Source organism: Sphingopyxis lindanitolerans, from assembly GCF_002993885.1.
In the GTDB taxonomy this organism is placed as follows: domain Bacteria; phylum Pseudomonadota; class Alphaproteobacteria; order Sphingomonadales; family Sphingomonadaceae; genus Sphingopyxis; species Sphingopyxis lindanitolerans.
On sequence record NZ_CM009578.1, the window covers coordinates 543941 to 560215 of the forward strand.

General features: G+C 66.6%; 16 protein-coding genes. 14 read left to right on the forward strand and 2 right to left on the reverse strand.

Annotated elements, in window-relative coordinates:
- Positions 1 to 15: 15 nt before the first annotated feature.
- A complete protein-coding gene (locus CVO77_RS02615; protein WP_242446073.1) occupies positions 16 to 780 on the reverse strand; it encodes an SDR family oxidoreductase in 765 nt (254 codons plus the stop codon).
- Between the two features lie 151 nt (positions 781 to 931).
- On the opposite strand from CVO77_RS02615, the gene CVO77_RS02620 reads away from it, so the two are divergent.
- Genes CVO77_RS02620 through CVO77_RS02680 form a run of 13 tightly spaced genes read left to right on the forward strand, consistent with a single transcriptional unit; the run spans position 932 to position 13153 of the window.
- Positions 932 to 1807, forward strand: a complete 876-nt coding sequence (locus CVO77_RS02620) for a CoA transferase subunit A (protein WP_105997760.1) — start codon at positions 932 to 934, stop codon at positions 1805 to 1807.
- 14 nt (positions 1808 to 1821) lie between these two features.
- Positions 1822 to 2622, forward strand: a complete 801-nt coding sequence (locus CVO77_RS02625) for a CoA-transferase subunit beta (protein ID WP_105997761.1) — start codon at positions 1822 to 1824, stop codon at positions 2620 to 2622.
- Positions 2623 to 2625: 3 nt separating this feature from the next.
- Positions 2626 to 3549: an enoyl-CoA hydratase gene (locus CVO77_RS02630; RefSeq protein WP_105997762.1), complete on the forward strand. Its 924-nt coding sequence runs from the start codon at positions 2626 to 2628 to the stop codon at positions 3547 to 3549.
- The gene (locus CVO77_RS02635) at positions 3549 to 4628 is read left to right on the forward strand and encodes an NAD(P)H-dependent flavin oxidoreductase (protein ID WP_105997763.1); all 1080 of its coding nucleotides are present in this window, start codon (positions 3549 to 3551) and stop codon (positions 4626 to 4628) included. Before CVO77_RS02630 ends, CVO77_RS02635 begins: the two co-directional genes overlap by 1 nt.
- A 3-nt stretch (positions 4629 to 4631) precedes the next feature.
- Positions 4632 to 5387, forward strand: a complete 756-nt coding sequence (locus CVO77_RS02640) for an enoyl-CoA hydratase family protein (protein WP_105997764.1) — start codon at positions 4632 to 4634, stop codon at positions 5385 to 5387.
- Positions 5387 to 6538, forward strand: coding sequence for an acyl-CoA dehydrogenase family protein (locus CVO77_RS02645; RefSeq protein WP_105997765.1), 1152 nt, complete (start codon positions 5387 to 5389; stop codon positions 6536 to 6538). The genes CVO77_RS02640 and CVO77_RS02645 overlap by 1 nt, the downstream gene beginning before the upstream one ends.
- A 5-nt stretch (positions 6539 to 6543) precedes the next feature.
- Positions 6544 to 7557 (forward strand): acyl-CoA dehydrogenase family protein, encoded by a 1014-nt coding sequence (locus CVO77_RS02650; RefSeq protein ID WP_105997766.1) that lies wholly within the window; start codon positions 6544 to 6546, stop codon positions 7555 to 7557.
- 12 nt (positions 7558 to 7569) lie between these two features.
- Entirely contained in the window at positions 7570 to 8721 is a 1152-nt protein-coding gene (locus CVO77_RS02655; protein ID WP_105997767.1) for an acetyl-CoA C-acetyltransferase, read from the forward strand.
- Positions 8722 to 8726: 5 nt separating this feature from the next.
- On the forward strand, positions 8727 to 9632 hold the full coding sequence (locus CVO77_RS02660) for an SDR family oxidoreductase (protein ID WP_192878857.1): 906 nt from the start codon (positions 8727 to 8729) through the stop codon (positions 9630 to 9632).
- Positions 9632 to 10720: an acyl-CoA dehydrogenase family protein gene (locus tag CVO77_RS02665; protein ID WP_105997768.1), complete on the forward strand. Its 1089-nt coding sequence runs from the start codon at positions 9632 to 9634 to the stop codon at positions 10718 to 10720. Before CVO77_RS02660 ends, CVO77_RS02665 begins: the two co-directional genes overlap by 1 nt.
- Positions 10717 to 11898, forward strand: a complete 1182-nt coding sequence (locus tag CVO77_RS02670) for an acyl-CoA dehydrogenase family protein (protein ID WP_105997769.1) — start codon at positions 10717 to 10719, stop codon at positions 11896 to 11898. Before CVO77_RS02665 ends, CVO77_RS02670 begins: the two co-directional genes overlap by 4 nt.
- Positions 11899 to 11909: 11 nt before the next feature.
- Positions 11910 to 12692: an SDR family oxidoreductase gene (locus tag CVO77_RS02675; protein WP_106000589.1), complete on the forward strand. Its 783-nt coding sequence runs from the start codon at positions 11910 to 11912 to the stop codon at positions 12690 to 12692.
- Positions 12689 to 13153 carry a MaoC family dehydratase gene (locus CVO77_RS02680; protein WP_105997770.1) on the forward strand — a complete coding sequence of 155 codons (465 nt, stop codon included), beginning with the start codon at positions 12689 to 12691 and terminating at the stop codon, positions 13151 to 13153. The genes CVO77_RS02675 and CVO77_RS02680 overlap by 4 nt, the downstream gene beginning before the upstream one ends.
- A 128-nt stretch (positions 13154 to 13281) precedes the next feature.
- On the opposite strand, the gene CVO77_RS02685 is transcribed toward CVO77_RS02680, so the two are convergent.
- The gene (locus tag CVO77_RS02685) at positions 13282 to 14892 is read right to left on the reverse strand and encodes a FadD3 family acyl-CoA ligase (RefSeq protein WP_242446074.1); all 1611 of its coding nucleotides are present in this window, start codon (positions 14890 to 14892) and stop codon (positions 13282 to 13284) included.
- 213 nt (positions 14893 to 15105) lie between these two features.
- On the opposite strand from CVO77_RS02685, the gene CVO77_RS02690 reads away from it, so the two are divergent.
- Complete coding sequence (locus CVO77_RS02690; RefSeq protein WP_105997772.1) at positions 15106 to 16248, forward strand: helix-turn-helix transcriptional regulator; 1143 nt, start codon at positions 15106 to 15108, stop codon at positions 16246 to 16248.
- Positions 16249 to 16275: the final 27 nt, after the last annotated feature.

Here is a 16275-nt window from a genome sequence, read left to right on the forward strand (position 1 = left end):
GGCCGCACCGCGACGTCAGCCCGCCTGGGCAAGGCTCAGAAAGACAGGCCGCTCACCGCCGCCGTGCGCGGCGATCCTGGCCCCGCTGATATAGGCCGCATCGGGCGACGCCAGGAAACTGACGACGCCGGCGATATCGGACCCGTGCGCCATGCGCCCGAGCGGCAGCATCGCGTCGATGCGCTTCATACCTTCGGCGCCGCCATAATGATCGGCCGCCGCCTCGGTGGCGACCAGCCCGACGACGATCGCGTTGACGCGCACCTTCGGCCCCCATTCCATGGCGAGCGATTCGGTGAGGCTCAACAATCCGGCCTTGGCCGCGCCATAGACCGCGGTGCCCGGCGAAGGCCGCGCGCCCGAAACGCTGGCGATATTGACGATGCTGCCGCCGCTTTCCTGCGCCTGCATGATGCGGTTTGCCGCCTGTGCGACATGGAGCGGCGCGAGCAGGTTGAGCGCGAGGATGCGCTCCGAAAAGCGCGGCGAAGCCGAAGCCGCTTCGGCTTCGGGCGATCCCCCCGCGTTGTTCACCACCAGATCGAGCCGACCGTGGCGTTCGAAAATCCGGGCGACCATCGCCTGAACCGCGTCCGCCGAACGCACGTCGCACGCCTCGAACTCCGCCACCGCATCATCGTGGCGCGGCAAGTCGCCGGGGGCATTGCGGCCGCAGATCACGACCCGCATCCCGTCGCTCAGCAAGCGCTCCGCGATCGCGCGGCCGATGCCGCGGCTGCCGCCGGTCACAAGCGCCACGCGCTGTTGGTCGTCCACCATAGCCATTCTCCATCTTCCATCCGCCTCTTTCCGGCCGGACGGCGCGAAAGTCTCTCTCCATATGGTGGTATCGCCCGAACGGCCAGCGCGCCTATCCCTCTTGCAACATCGCGGGCGCCCTCGCGCCCGGCGCCTGTGGCTGGAGAGTGGATTGAACAAGCAACTGACCGTCGAGCAGTTCGTCGCCTCGCTGAAGAGCGGGATGACGATCGGGATTGGAGGCTGGGGCCCACGCCGCAAGCCGATGGCACTGGTCCGCGCCATTTTGCGTTCGGACCTCACCGACCTGACGATCGTCGCCTATGGCGGCCCCGAAGTCGGCATGCTCTGCGCCGCGGGCAAGGTGAAGAAGCTGATCTTCGGCTTCGTCTCGATGGATGCGATCCCGCTCGAACCTTATTTTCGCAAGGCGCGCGAGGCCGGAACCCTCGACATTCTCGAGCTTGACGAAGGCATGCTGCAATGGGGGCTCAAGGCTGCGGCGTTCCGCCTGCCTTTCCTCCCCACCCATGTCGGTCTCGGCACCGATGTCATGACGCATGGCGGCTTCCGGACCGTCCAGTCACCCTATGACGATGGCGAGGTCGTGCTGGCGATGCCGCCGCTGCGGCTCGACGCCGCGCTGCTCCACGTTCACCGCGCCGACAAGCTCGGCAATATCCAGGCGCTCGGCCCCGACACCTATTATGACGAATGGTTCGCGCGCGCCGCCGACCAAAGCTTCGTTTCGGCCGAAGAAGTCGTCGATCGCATGGACCATAGCTATCCCGAGGATGCGCGCGCCAACATCGTCGAGCGTTGCTTCATCCACGGCGTGGTCGAAGCGCCGCTGGGCGCGCACCCGACCTCGATGCCGCCGTCCTACGGCTGGGACATGAAGCACCTCAAGGCCTATGCCGCGAGCGCGCGCCAGGAGGGCGGCTGGGACGCCTATGTGGCGGGCGTCATCGGCGCCGACGAAGCCGGCTACCTCGACCGTGTCGGCGGCAAGGATACTGTCGCCGCCCTCCCCCTTCCCATCTTCTGAGGCGGACGAAGCTCATGACCACCGCACCCGAATTTTCGCTCTGCGAACAGTTGATCGTCGCCGCCTCCGAAGCGTGGCGCGGCAATGGCGAACTCGTCGCGACCGGCATCGGCCCGGCGCCTCGCCTCGCCGCCTCGCTCGCCAAGGTGACGCACACCCCCGAACTGATGATGACCGACGGCGAGGCGTATCTGGTCGAGGACCCGGTGCCGCTCGGCCCGCGCGGCTATGACGACCGCAAGCCCGCGGGCTACCTGCCCTTCTCGCGTTTCTTCGACGCCGCGGTGTGGCCCGGCAAGCGCCACGCAATGGTCACGCCGAGCCAGATCGACCGTTTCGGCCAGACGAACATCTCCTATCTCGGCGGCACCTACGACCAACCAAAGGTGCAGATGCTCGGCGCGCGCGGCTTTCCGGGCAACAGCATCTGCCACATCAACTCGATGTTCGTTCCCGCCCACTCGAAGCGCGTCTTCGTCGAGGGCGAGGTCGATATGGTGTCGAGCGTCGGTTATAATCCCGCGCGGCGCATCGCGGGCGCGACTTTCGACCGGGTCGACCTGCGGCTGATCGTCACCGATCTTTGCGTGATGGATTTCGGCGGCACGGACCATGCGATCCGCGTCGTGATGCTCCACCCTGGCGTCACTTTCGATCAGGTGCAGGAAGCGACCGGCTTCGCGCTCCAGGCCGCGGCCGAGATCGAGGAAACGGCCGCCCCTACCGCCGAGCAGCTCGCGATCATCGCGCGGCTCGACCCGCATAATCTGCGCGCGACCGTGCTCAAGGACAATCCCGCGGGCAAGAGGACCTGAGCCATGACAGAGCAGAATGACGGGCTCGTCCCGCCGGTCGATGAAACCCCGGTCTATGAAACCGATACGCCGATCCTCTATGAAGCGGCGGACGGCATTGCGTGGGTGACGCTCAACCGCCCGCAATATCACAATGTCCAGAACAGCCAGATGACCTATGCGCTCGACGACGCCTTCGTCCGCGCGGTCAATGACGATGCGGTCAAGGTCATCGTCCTGAAATCGGACGCCAAACATTTCAGCGCCGGGCACGACATCGGCACACCGGGACGCGACTTCCACTCGCCCGTCGAGCGCCGGCTGATGTGGTACGATCACTCGACCAAGGCGGGCGCCGAAAAAGCCTATGCCCGCGAACAGGAACAATATCTGGGCATGTGCAAAAGGTGGCGGGACATTCCCAAGCCGACCATCGCGCAGGTCCACGGCGGCTGCATCGCGGGCGGGCTGATGCTGGCCTGGGTGTGCGACCTCATCATCGCCTCGGACGATGCCTTCTTTCAGGACCCGGTGCTCCAGATGGGGTTTCCGGGCCTCGAATATTTCGCGCATTGCCACGAACTCAATGTCCGGCTGGCCAAGGAGTTTCTGTTCCTCGGCGACCGGATGAGCGCCGAGCGCGCGCGCGAAGCCGGGATGGTCAACCGCGTCGTGCCGCGCGCCGAATTGGCGGACGAGGTCGCACGCATCGCGGCGCGGATCGCGACGCAGCCCCGCCTCGCGCTGCAACTCGCGAAGCAGGCGTGCAACCATATGGAGACGCTGGCGGGCAAGAATGCCGGGATCGACGCGGCGTTCGGCTATCATCATTTCGCCCACGCCAACAACAGCCTGGTCAAGGGCGACTATATCGCCGGGTTCGACGGCAAGAAGATGGCCGAAGCCAACAAGAAAGACGTCGCCAAGAAGGATCAGGGGGAAGGCTGATGGCCGATCCGCTCGCCACCCTTCTGACCGAACGGCTCGGCTGCCGACTGCCGGTGATCCAGACCGCGATGGGCTGGATCGCGACGCCGGGCCTGGTGATCGCGTCGAGCGAGGCGGGCGCTTTCGGTTTCCTCGCGGGCGCGGTGATGCAGCCCGCCGAGCTTGAGGCGGCGATCCTTGCGGTGAAGAAGGGCACGAAGCAGCCCTTCGGCGTCAATTTCCATATGTTCCAGCCGGGCGCGGCGGAGATTGTCGAGATCATCCTGAAACACCGCGACCAGATCCGCGCGGTCAGCTTTGGGCGCGGGCCCGATGCGACAATGATCGGCCGTTTCAAGGATGCGGGCATCCTCTGCGTGCCCACCGTCGGCGCGGTCAAGCATGCGCAGAAGATGGTGCAGCTTGGCGTCGACATGGTGACGGTGCAGGGCGGCGAAGGCGGCGGGCATACCGGGTCGGTCGCCTCGACCATATTGCTGCCGCAGGTGCTCGATGCGGTGAAGGTGCCCGTGATCGCCGCGGGCGGCTTTGACGACGGGCGCGGGCTCGCGGCGGCGCTGGCCTATGGCGCGGTCGGGATCGCGATGGGTACCCGCTTCCTGATGACGCGCGAAAGCCCGATCCCCGACGTGACCAAGGCGCGCTATGTCGGCGCGGGCACCGACGACATTCTGGTATCGACCAAGGTCGACGGCCTGCCGCAGCGGATGATCCGCAATGCGCTGCTCGATCGCATCGAGCGGTCGAGCGGCCTCGGCATTTGGCGCCGCGCGATCGAAAGCGGGCTCGCGATGAAGCGCCAGACCGGCGCGTCGTTCGGCGAATTGTTCCGCGCCGCGAAGGGCATGACCAGCCACGGCGGGCTGACGCTGCCACAGGCGATGATGGCGGCGTCGGCGCCGATGCTGATCCAGAAAGCGGTGGTCGAGGGCGATCCCGACCATGGCCTGATGGCGACCGGCCTCGTCGCCGGACGGCTTGCCGACCTGCCGAGTTGCGCCGAACTGCTCGGCGGCATCGAACGCGACGCGCGCGCGCGCCTCGCTGCGCTTTCCTTTCCTGCATCAACGGGGGTCTGACCCATGCCGATCCATATCGAGATCAAGGACCGCATCGCCGAGATTATCTTCGACGTGCCGCCGGTCAACGCGTTCGACAGCGCGACGTGGAACAGCCTGCCCGCGATCATCCGCGACGCGGGACAGAATCCCGACGTCAATGTCGTCCTCATCCGCGCTGCCGAAAGCGCGCGCGGCTTTTGCGGCGGCGTCGACATCAAGGAGATGCAGGCGCACCCCGAACGCATCACTTTGCTCAATCGCGGCAATTATCTGACCTTCAAGGCGGTGCGCGACTGCGAGGTGCCGGTGGTCGTCGCGGTGCATAAATTCGTGATCGGCGGCGGCATCGGCATTTGCGGCGCGAGCGACACGATCATCGCCGCCGACGATGCCTATTTCTCGCTGCCCGAGGTCGATCGCGGCGCGATGGGCGGCGCCTCGCATCTGTCGCGGATGCTGCCGCTGCACAAGGTGCGCGCCGCCTTCTTCACCGGCGGCAATATTCCGGTCGAGGAAGCATATCGGCTCGGCGCGGTCGAGAAGATCGTGCCGCGCGACGCGCTGACCCAGGAAGCGCGCGCCTTTGCGAGCGTCATCGCGGGCAAATCGCGCAAGGCGCTGGTCCTCGCCAAGGAAGCGCTGAACGGGCTCGAACCGCGCGACGTCGATCATGGCTATCGCTGGGAACAGGGCTTCACGCTCGAAATGTATATGCACGAGGATAGCCAGAAGGCGCGCGACGCCTTTGTCGACACCGGCAAGGCGGCCGAATTCTGATGGACCTCGCCTATACGACCGAACAACAGGCTTTTCGGGCCGAGGTGCGCGCGTGGATGGAGGCGAATGCCCCAAAGGCGCCACTCGTCACCTTGGAACGCGAGGAGGGCTATCACCAGCATGTCGAATGGGAGCGCAAGCTCGCAAGCGGCAATTGGGGCATGGTCACCTGGCCCGAGGCTTATGGCGGGCGCGGGCTAGACCTCATCCAATGGCTGATCTTCGAGGAAGAATATTATCGCGCCGGGGCGCCGCTGCGCGTCAACCAGAATGGCATCTTCCTGCTCGGCCCGACGGTCATGGAATACGGCACCGACGAACAGAAGGCGCGTTTCCTCACCCCAATGGCGAAGGGCGAGATGATCTGGGCGCAGGCATGGTCCGAACCGGGTGCCGGGTCGGACATGGCGGCGATCACCTCCAAAGCCATCCGCGACGGCGATCATTATGTGATCTCGGGGCAGAAAACCTGGTCGAGCCGCGCGAGCTTCGCCGACTGGGGCTTCGGCCTGTTCCGCACCGACCCGGACTCGAAGCGGCACAAGGGACTGAGCTTCATCCTGTTCGACCTCAATGCCCCCGGCGTCACCCGCCGCCCGATCCGCCAGCTTCACGGCGATCCGGGCTTTGCCGAGCTGTTCTTCGACGACGTGCGCGTGCCCGTCGCAAACCGCATCGCGGGCGAAGGCGAAGGCTGGACCGTCGCGATGGCGACCGCGGGGTTCGAACGCGGGCTGATGCTGCGCTCGCCCGCGCGTTTTCAGGCCGCCGCCGAACGCCTCGTCAAATTGTTCCGCGCCTGTGAAGCGAAGGCCGCGCCCGCGGCGCGCGAACAGGTGATGCAGGCGTGGATGGACGCGCAGGCCTATGCCTATAACACCTATGCCGTCGCCTCGAAGATCATGGGCGGTGGGCAGATCGGCGCCGAAGCGAGCCTCAACAAGATATTCTGGTCCGAACTCGACCGCGCCGCGCACCGCACCGCGATGCAGCTTCTCGGCGCTTCGGCCGAATTGCGGCATCTGGACGGCGGCGCGCTCAATGCGTGGCTCGAAGGCTATATCTTCTCGCTCTCCGGCCCGATCTACGCCGGGTCGAACGAGATCCAGCGCAACATCATCGCCGAGCGCCTGCTCGGCCTGCCGAGGTAGCGGCCATGGACTTCACGATCACCGAGGATCAGGCGACGCTGACGCAGGGCGTGCGCGACTATCTGGCGGGCGTTCACACCCCCGAATTGCTGCGCGCGCTCGATGCGAGCGACAGCCGCCGCTCCGATGCCGTTTGGCAGGGTCTCGCCGACATGGGTCTACCCGGCCTGCTCGTTCCCGAGGCGCAGGGCGGGCTTGGCCTGTCCTTGCTCGACGCGGTGCTGATCGCCGCCGAGCTTGGCCGCGCGGGGGTCGCCGAACCGATTGCCGACACCGCGCTCGTCGCCGCGCCATTGCTCGCCAAAGCGGGCGGACAGGAGGCGGTGCTTGAAGCGATTGCGTCGGGCGAGGTGAAGGTCGCGCTCCAGCATCCGGTCAATCCGTGGGTCGCCGACCTCGATGGCGCAAGCCATATCCTGTCGGCAAAGGACGGCGCACTGCTGCTTGCGGAGCGCAGCAGCGGTGCCGAACTGCTCGACAGCGTCGATCCGCTCCGCCGCCTTTATGCGCCCGTTGCCGCCAAGGGCGTCACGGTCGGTTCAGCCGACGCTCTGCTCGACCATGCCGCGCTGATCGCCGCCGCGCAGCTTGTCGGCCTCGCCGACGCGATGCTCGAACAGGCGACCGACTATGCGAAGAACCGCAGCCAGTTCGGCCAGCCGATCGGCAGCTTCCAGGCGGTCAAGCACCATCTGGCGACCGCGGCGGTCAAGATCGCGTTCGCGCGGCCGGTCATCGAGCGCGCGGCGGTTGCTTTGCAGGACGGCGCCGCCAGCGCGCCCGTCCATGTCAGCCACGCCAAGCTCGCCGCCGCCGACGCGGCCTGGGCGATGAGCGAAACCGCGATCCAGACCCATGGCGCGATGGGCTATACCTATGAGGTCGACCTGCATTTCTGGATGAAGCGCGCCTGGGCGCTGTCCGGCGCCTGGGGCGACCGCGCCTTCCATCTCGCACGCATCGACGCGGCCGTCATCGGCGGCGCGCTGCCGATCGGCCCCGGCCACAGCTTCGTATAAGGAACCACGACCATGGCGGAAGCCTATATCATCGACGCCGTCCGCACCCCGATCGGGCGCAAGAAGGGCAGCCTCGCGGCCGTCCACCCCGCCGACCTCGCCGCACATCCGATCAAGGCGCTCGTCGAACGCACCGGCATCGATGCGGGGCAGGTCGATGACGTCGTCTGGGGCTGCTGCGACACCATCGGCCCGCAGGCGGGCGACATCGGCCGCACCGCGTGGCTCGTCGCCGGGCTTCCCGAGCATGTCCCCGGTACGACGATCGACCGCCAGTGCGGATCGTCGCAGCAGGCGGTGCATTTCGCCGCGCAGGGGGTGATGAGCGGGACGCAGGATCTGGTCGTCGCGGGCGGCAGTCAGGCGATGAACGCAATCCCGATTTCGGCGGCGATGTTCGCGGGGCAGCCCTATGGCTTCGACAGCCCGTTCATCGGCTCGAAAGGCTGGGATGCGCGCTACGGCACGCAAGAGGTCAACCAGATCAAATCGGCCGAGATGATCGCGGGCAAATGGCAGATCAGCCGCGAGGCCATGGAGGCCTTCGCCAGTGAATCGCACCGCCGCGCTCAAGCCGCGATCGATAATGGCTGGTTCAAGGCCGAGATCGCGCCGCTCGAAGGGTTGGAGCAGGACGAAACCGTCCGCCCCCAGACGACGCCCGAGGGTCTCGCGACGCTACGCACCGTCAACGAAGGCGGCGTCATCACCGCAGGGATAGCCAGCCAGAATTGCGACGGCGCCGCGGCGCTGCTGATCGCGAGCGAAGCGGCGGTGAAGACGCACGGGCTGAAACCGCGCGCGCGCATCCATCACTTGTCGGTGCGCGCCGACAATCCGATCTGGATGCTCACCGGCCCAATCGCCGCGACCAGATATGCGCTCGAAAAGGCGGGCATGAGTGTGGACGACGTCGACCTGTTCGAATGCAACGAGGCGTTCGCGAGCGTGCCGATGGCGTGGATGCAGGAACTCGGCATCAGCCATGAAAAGGTCAATGTGCAAGGCGGCGCGATCGCGCTCGGCCATCCGATCGGCGCCACCGGCGCGCGGCTGATGACCACCTTGCTCGGCGCGCTCGAACGCACCGGCGGCCGATACGGCCTTCAGACCATGTGCGAAGGCGGCGGCCAGGCCAACGTCACCATCATCGAAAGGCTGTAAGCATCATGGGCATCTGCGACGGACGCACCGTCATCATCACCGGCGCAGCGCGCGGACTCGGGCGTGCCTATGCGCTCGCCTTCGCCGCCGAAGGCGCCAATGTCGTGGTCAACGATATCGGCGCCAGCCTGGCCGGCGACGGCCGCGACACGTCAGCCGCCGACGCCGTGGTTGCCGAGATCAGGGAGGCGGGCGGTAACGCCGTCGCCAATTATGAGGACATCACCGACTGGGATGCGGCGAAGCGCATCGTCGAGGCCGCGGTCGCCGCGTTCGGCGACCTCCATGTCGTCGTCAACAACGCCGGGATCGTGCGCGACCGCATGTTCGTCTCCGCGACGCTCGACGAATGGGACGCGACGATGCACGTCCATCTGCGCGGCCATTTCTGCGTCAGCCGCCACGCGGTCGATTATTGGCGGGCAAGTCAAAAGGCGGGCAAGCCGGTCGACGCGCGCATCATCAACACCACCAGCGGCGCCGGGCTGCAAGGCTCGATCGCGCAGGCCGCCTATGCGACTGCGAAGGGCGGCATCGCCGCGCTGACCTTGGTTCAGGCCGGCGAACTCGGCCGCTATGGCATCACCGCCAACGCCCTCGCCCCCGCCGCGCGCACCCGCATGACCGAGCAGGCGTTCGCAGAGAAGATGGCGACCGCGGGCGACGCGTTCGACGGCATGAACCCCGCCAATGTCGCGCCCACCGTGGTGTGGCTTGGCTCGGAACGGTCGAAGCATGTCACCGGCTGCGTGTTCGAACTCGAAGGCGGGAAGATCATGATCGAGGACGGCTGGCGCGAAGGTCCGGCGATCGACAAGGGCGCGCGCTGGAACCCCGCCGATGTCGGCGCCGCGGTCGACCGCCTGCTCGCCGACCGCGTGCCGCCGCGCGCCATTTGGGGGACCGCCTGATGGATTTCGCCTTCACCGACGAACAGGCGATGATCGCCGAAACGGCGCACGCCTTCTTCGCGGAAAATGCAACTAGCCCGCGCACCCGCACTGCAATGGCGGCGACCGGCAAGGATGCCGGGATCGACCGCGCGCTGTGGACCGCCTTCTGCACCGAGCTTGGCCTGTCGGGCGTCGGAATCCCCGAGGCGATGGGCGGCGCCGGGCTCGGCATGGTCGAACGCGCGATCCTCGCCGAGGAAGGCGGGCGGCACACCGCCGCCCTCCCCTTTCTCGCCAGCCTTGGTCTCGCCGCGCCCGCGATCCTCGCCGGGGGCAGCGCGGAACAAAGATCACGCCTGCTCCCCGGCCTCGCTTCGGGCGAACGGATCGCCAGCTTCGCGGTTGCCAGCGCCGACGGCGCAGCGGGTGCTGCGCTCGGCGACGGCACGCTCACCGGCACCGCGCTCCATGTTCCGCACGGCGCCGTTGCCGACCTGTTCGTGGTTGTCGCCACGAACGGCGTCGCGATCGTCGAACGCGGCGCGCCCGGGCTCGCCGTCACCCCGCTGACCAGCATGGACCAGACGCGGCCCTATGCCCGGCTCGACTTCGACAGCGTGGCGGCCGAAGCGCTCGCCGACCCGCGCGCGGCGACGAACGCGGCTTTCGTCACCGGCTGGCTCGCCATCGCCGCCGATGCACTGGGCGGCGCGCAGGCGTGCCTCGACCGGACGGTCGCCTATGCACAGGAGCGCGTCCAGTTCGGCCGCGCGATCGGCAGCTTCCAGGCGTATAAGCACCGGCTCGCCGACATGATGGTCGAGATCGAGCAGGCGCGCTCGGCGGTCTATTGGGCCGCCTGCGCGATCGACGAAGGATCGGACGAGGCCATGTTTGCGGTCCATGCCGCCAAGGCGTTTGCCTGCGATACCTACAGTCACTGCGCGGGCGAGATGATCCAGCTTCACGGCGGCATCGGTTTCACCTGGGAACATGACGCGCATCTGTTTTTCAAGCGCGCGCGCAGCAATGCGAGCCTGCTGGGCGCCCCCGACTGGCACCGCGAACAAGTCGCGGGGTTGGCCGGATTGGATCGGGCCGCATGAGGCTCGGCTTTTCCCCCGAGGAAGAGGCCTTCCGCGCCCAAGCCGCGGCATGGCTTGCCGCCGAGCTTGATGGTCCCTTCGCCGATGTGCGCCACATCACCAGCCTGACCGCCAGCCCGCGACGCCGTCGCGACTGGGAAAAACGGCTCGGTGAGGCAGGCTGGAGCTGCGTCGGTTGGCCCAGGGCCTATGGCGGCCGCGACGCGACACTCGCCGAACAAGTCATTTTTGCCGAGGAATATGCGCGCGCCGGCGCCCCGCCGCGGCTCAACCATATCGGCATCGAACTCGCAGGCCCGACGATCCTCGCCTTTGGAACAGAGGAACAGAAGGCGCGCTTCCTGCCCGCGATCGCGCGCGGCGAAAAGATTTGGTGTCAGGGCTATTCGGAACCCGGCGCCGGGTCCGACCTCGCCAACATCCGCACCAGGGCGTGGCGCGACGGCGATGACTGGGTGATCGAGGGGCAGAAAATCTGGACCAGCCTCGCGCAATTTTCGGACTGGATCTTCGTGATCGCGCGCACCGGGGAAGGGTCGAACGGCCCCAAGGGGCTTTCCTTCCTGCTCATCCCCGTCGACCAGCGCGGCGTCACCGTGCGCCCGATCCACCAGATCACCGGCGAGGCCGAATTCAACGAGACGTTTTTCGACGGTGCGCGCACCGACGCCGCCAACATCCTCGGCGCGCCGGGCGACGGCTGGAAGGTGGCGATGGGGCTGCTCGGTTTCGAGCGCGGGGTCTCGACGCTCGCGCAGCAAATGAACTTTCGCAACGAGCTCGATGCGGTAATCGCCGCCGCGCGCGCCAATGGCGAAGCGAAGAATCCGCTCATCCGCCAGCGCCTCGCCAAGGCCGAAATTGGCCTGAAAATCATGCGTTACGGGGCATTGCGCATGCTCACCGATGCCGAGAGCGGCAGGCTCAACCCGGCGGCGCTCACCTACAAGATTCAGTGGGCGAGCTGGCGGCGCGACCTGGGCGAACTCGCGATGGACGTGCTGGGCGTGGCAGGCGAAACCGTCGCGGGGCACGACTATGCCTTCCCCATGCTTCCCAACCTGTTCCTCTATAGCCGCGCCGACACCATCTATGGCGGCACCAACGAGATTCAGCGCAATATCATCGCCGAGCGCGCCCTCGGCCTTCCGCGCGAGCCGCGCGGCGACCTTAAGTGAAGGAGCCCAGCGTGGCACGACCCGCCCCCGAATATCCCACCCCCACCGGCCTTTTGAAGGGCAAGACCGTGCTGATCACCGCCGCCGCGGGCAACGGCATCGGCGGCGCGGTCGCGCAGCGCGCGGTCGAGGAAGGGGCGACGCTCTTCCTCTCCGACATGCACGAACGCCGCCTCGGCGAAACCGCCGACCGGATCGCCGCGCTCGGCTTTGCGCGCCCCGGCACCCTGGTATGTGATGTGACCAGCGAGGATCAGGTTCAGGCACTGGTTGCGGGCGCGATCGGTGCGATGGGGCATGTCGATGTCCTCATCAACAATGCCGGGCTGGGCGGCGCCGCGTCGGTGATCGAGATGACCGACGATCAGTGGCACAGGGTGCTCGACGTCACGCTCACCAGCGTCTTTCGCATGACGCGCGCGATCCTGCCGCATATGTACGAACGGCAAAGCGGCGCGATCGTCAACAACGCCTCGGTACTCGGCTGGCGCGCGCAAAAACTGCAGGCGCATTATGCCGCGGCCAAGGCCGGGGTGATGGCCTTCACGCGCTGTTCGGCGCTTGAGGCCGCGGAGAAGGGCGTGCGCATCAACGCCGTCTCGCCCAGCCTTGCGATGCACGCTTCGCTGTCGAAGGTCACGCCGCCCGGACTGCTCGAGGAACTGACCGAGAAGGAGGCCTTTGGCCGCTATGCCGAACCTTGGGAGGTTGCCAACGTCATGCTGTTCCTCGCCAGCGACCTTTCCTCCTATATGACCGGCGAAGTGCTCGCGGTATCGAACCAGCAGGCATGAGCGCGCGCGTCTTCGAAACTCCGGCGGCGCTGCTGGATGCGGTGGGCGAGAGTTTCGGTCCGACCACATGGGTCGCGATCGAGCAGGACCGCATCGACCTGTTCGCACAGGCCACCGACGATCACCAGTGGATCCATGTCGACCCAGAGCGCGCGAAGGACGGCCCCTTCGGCGGCACGATCGCGCACGGCTATTTGACGATGAGCCTCGTCAACCGCTTCCTCCCCGAACTGATCGAGGTGCGCGGCGTATCGATGGGGGTCAATATCGGCACCGACAATCTGCGCTTCCTGAATCCTGTCCGCTCCGGCAGCCGGATCAGAGGCAAGGGCGAGTTGATCAAGGCCGAGGAAGCGAAGGGCGGCGTCCAGGCGATGATCCGGGTGACGGTGGAGATCGAGGGCGTCGAAAAACCCGCCTGCGTCGTCGATACGATCAGCCGCTTTTATCCCGAAAATTGATGGTCGGCTTGGGGCTGGAGAGTTGCCTCTCAATTTCGTCACCCTGAACTTGTTTCAGCATCCATGGCCTGCACTCGCGTCCAGCGCTGCCTCGAAGGAAACGGCCGACCATGGACCCTGAAGCAAGTTCAGGGTGACGATGATGGATAGGTCGGCTTTTTGGCCGATTCCGGACGCTTCTCTTCCCCCGCATCACGCAGCAGGAATTTCTGCACCTTGCCCGATGCGTTCATCGGCAGCTCATCGAGGATCGCCACCCGGCGCGGCACCTTGTAATTCGCCATATTATCGCGGCACCAGGCGATAATCTCCTCGGGCGTCGCGCTCGCGCCGGGGCGCAGGACGATATAGGCCTTGGCCACTTCGCCCAGCCGTTCGTCGGGCACGCCGATCACCGCCGACTGCATGACCGCCGGGTTGGCGGCGAGCAGCCCTTCGATCTCGGCCGGATAGGCATTGAAGCCGCCGACGATGAAAATATCCTTGGCCCGGTCGGTGATCTTCACATTGCCGCGCGCATCCTGCACCGCGATGTCGCCAGTGCGCAGCCAGCCGTCGCTGTCGATCGCCGCCGCGGTTGCCGCTGGATCGTTGAAATAGCCCTGCATCACATTGGGTCCGCGCACGAGCAGTTCGCCGGCCTCACCCGGCGCCACCACCTCCCCCGCCGCGTCGATCAGCTTGACCTCGACCCCTTCGAGCGGACGACCGGCGGTGTTGGCGACCGTCGCGGCATCATCGCCGACGGAGCACATCGTCACGGTGCCGCAGGTTTCGGTCAGGCCATAGGCGGTGAGCACGACGTCGATGCCGAGTTTTTCGTGCATTTCCTCGATCAAGGCGACCGGCACCGACGCCGCGCCGGTGATCGAAACGCGCAGCGACGAAATGTCGAATCTTTCATACGGCCCGGCGAGCAGGCTCTGAAAGATGGTCGGCGGCCCCGGGAGCAAGGTGACGCGCTCGCGCTCGATCCGTTCGAGCACCTTGTCGGTCTGGAATATCGCATGGGGCAATACCGTCGCACCGCGCATCAGCGCGACCAGCCAGCCCGCCTTGTAGCCGAAGCTGTGAAAAAACGGATTGATGATCAGGAAAGTGTCGCCGGGACCATAGCCGAGCGTCTCGCCATAGGCGAGATACAGCCGGACATTCTGGCCGTGCGTCGTCACCGCGCCCTTGGGATTGCCCGTCGTGCCCGAGGTGAAGAGGATGTCGCAGACCTGATCCGCGTCCAGCGCATCCATCCGCGCATCGACCGCGTCATCCGAAAGCGCCGCGCCGCGATCGAGGAAGTCCTGCCACGGCAGGCCACCTTCGTCGCCCTCCAGCAGGACGATATCGCGCAGGTCGGGCAGATATTCCCCCGCGAGCAATTGCGGATAGGCGGTGCCAAGGAAATCGGCGACGGTGAGCAGCAGTTTCGCGCCGCTGGTGCGCAGGATATAGCCCGCCTCGCGCCCCTTCAGCCGCGTGTTGAGCGGCACGATCGCCGCTCCCGCCGCCTGCGCGCCGATGGCGGCGATGATCCAGCCCGTCGCATTGGGCGCCCAGATCGCAACACGGTCCCCTCCGGCGACACCCGCCGCGATAAAGGCCTTGGCCACCCCGCGCACCAGCGGTTCGAGATCGCGGTAGCGGACCTCGGCCCCGTCTTCGCCCCGGATCGCGACGGCATCGCCATGCGCGCTTGCTGCGGCCATGATCCTGTGGGGTATGGTGAACTTCGTGTCGGGCACGGCCGATCCTCTCCTGCGCCGGGCGATCATGGCCGAACCATCCGCCGGCCCGATCGATTATTCTTCGCTGCGTGACGCGCGAGCGCGACCGCGACAACCCCTATTCAGGGGGGCGCACGGTTTGCCGCCCCCCCCCCGACAGGTCATTGCCGGACCGGGCGCGAATCCCCATAGATAATGGGCGATTGGGTGCGAACAGAAAGCGGAGTCGGAATGCGGATCGGAAAGCCTGTCGCCGAAGTCGATGAACTGGTGACGCTCCTCTATCGGGGGCCGCTGGAACCAACGCCGTGGCTCGGCTTTCTCGAGGCGCTGAGTCGGCGGATGCGCTGCACCAGGTCCGCCATCACCTTGCGCCTCAGCCGACAGGGCACGCCGCCCTTGATCATCTGGGGACCGCCGCTCGTGATCGACGAGCGCAAAGCGCGCGATATTCACGCGGTCCATGCCGAGATCGGCGATCTCGACCCGCTGCGCAACGCCCTGACCAAGGCCGGCGACATCTTCCGGCTGAGCGAGCTGATTTCGCGGGGCGACCTTCGCGAAAACCGCTTCTATCGTGAGATATTGCAGCCCTATGGCATCGAGTATCAACTCGGCATGTATATATCCGAACCCGGCGGCTGGGAGGGCAATGTCGGCCTCACCAACGGCCCGGAGGAAGAGGATTTCACCGACGACGACAAGCAGGTGCTGCTCGCGCTGCGCCCGCATCTCGAACAGTCGCTCGCGCTGTTCTCGCGCATGCGCCGCGACGAGACCGAGTTGCAGGTGATGATCGACACGCTCGACCGGCTGACGCTCTGCACGTTCATCCTCGACGGCGCGGGCCACATCCTGCGCACAAACAGCGCGGGCCGCGCCCTGATCAAATCAAGCCGCGCGCTCCGCGCCGCCGACAATCGGCTGGCTCTGGCGAGCAAGACCGCCAACGCGCAGCTCCAGAAACTGATTGGACAGGCGGTTTCGGCCCGGCGCGATGGGGGCAGTTTCGCCGAGGGCCTCCGCGTCGAGGCGGACAGCGACCGGCATCTGGGCGTCCTCGTGCGAACGATCGAGACGCCGTCACGCTACGACAATGAGTCCGGCCCGACCGCGGTGGTCTATGTGTCGGGGCTGGACAACAACCAGCCGCTCGAACGGCTGGTCAGCCAGATTTTCGACCTCACCCCGTCCGAAGCCCATCTGGCGGCGCTGCTCGCGACCGGACTCAGCCTGGCCGAAGCCGCCACCAGGCTGGACCTGACCGAGAATACGGTGCGCAGCTATTGCAAGACCATCCTCAGCAAGACCGGCGTCAGCCGTCAGGCCGATCTCGTTCGCCTCATCCTGCGCAGCGTCGCCGTCCTCGGCTGACGCGCCCACCCAAAGCGATGAGCGGCG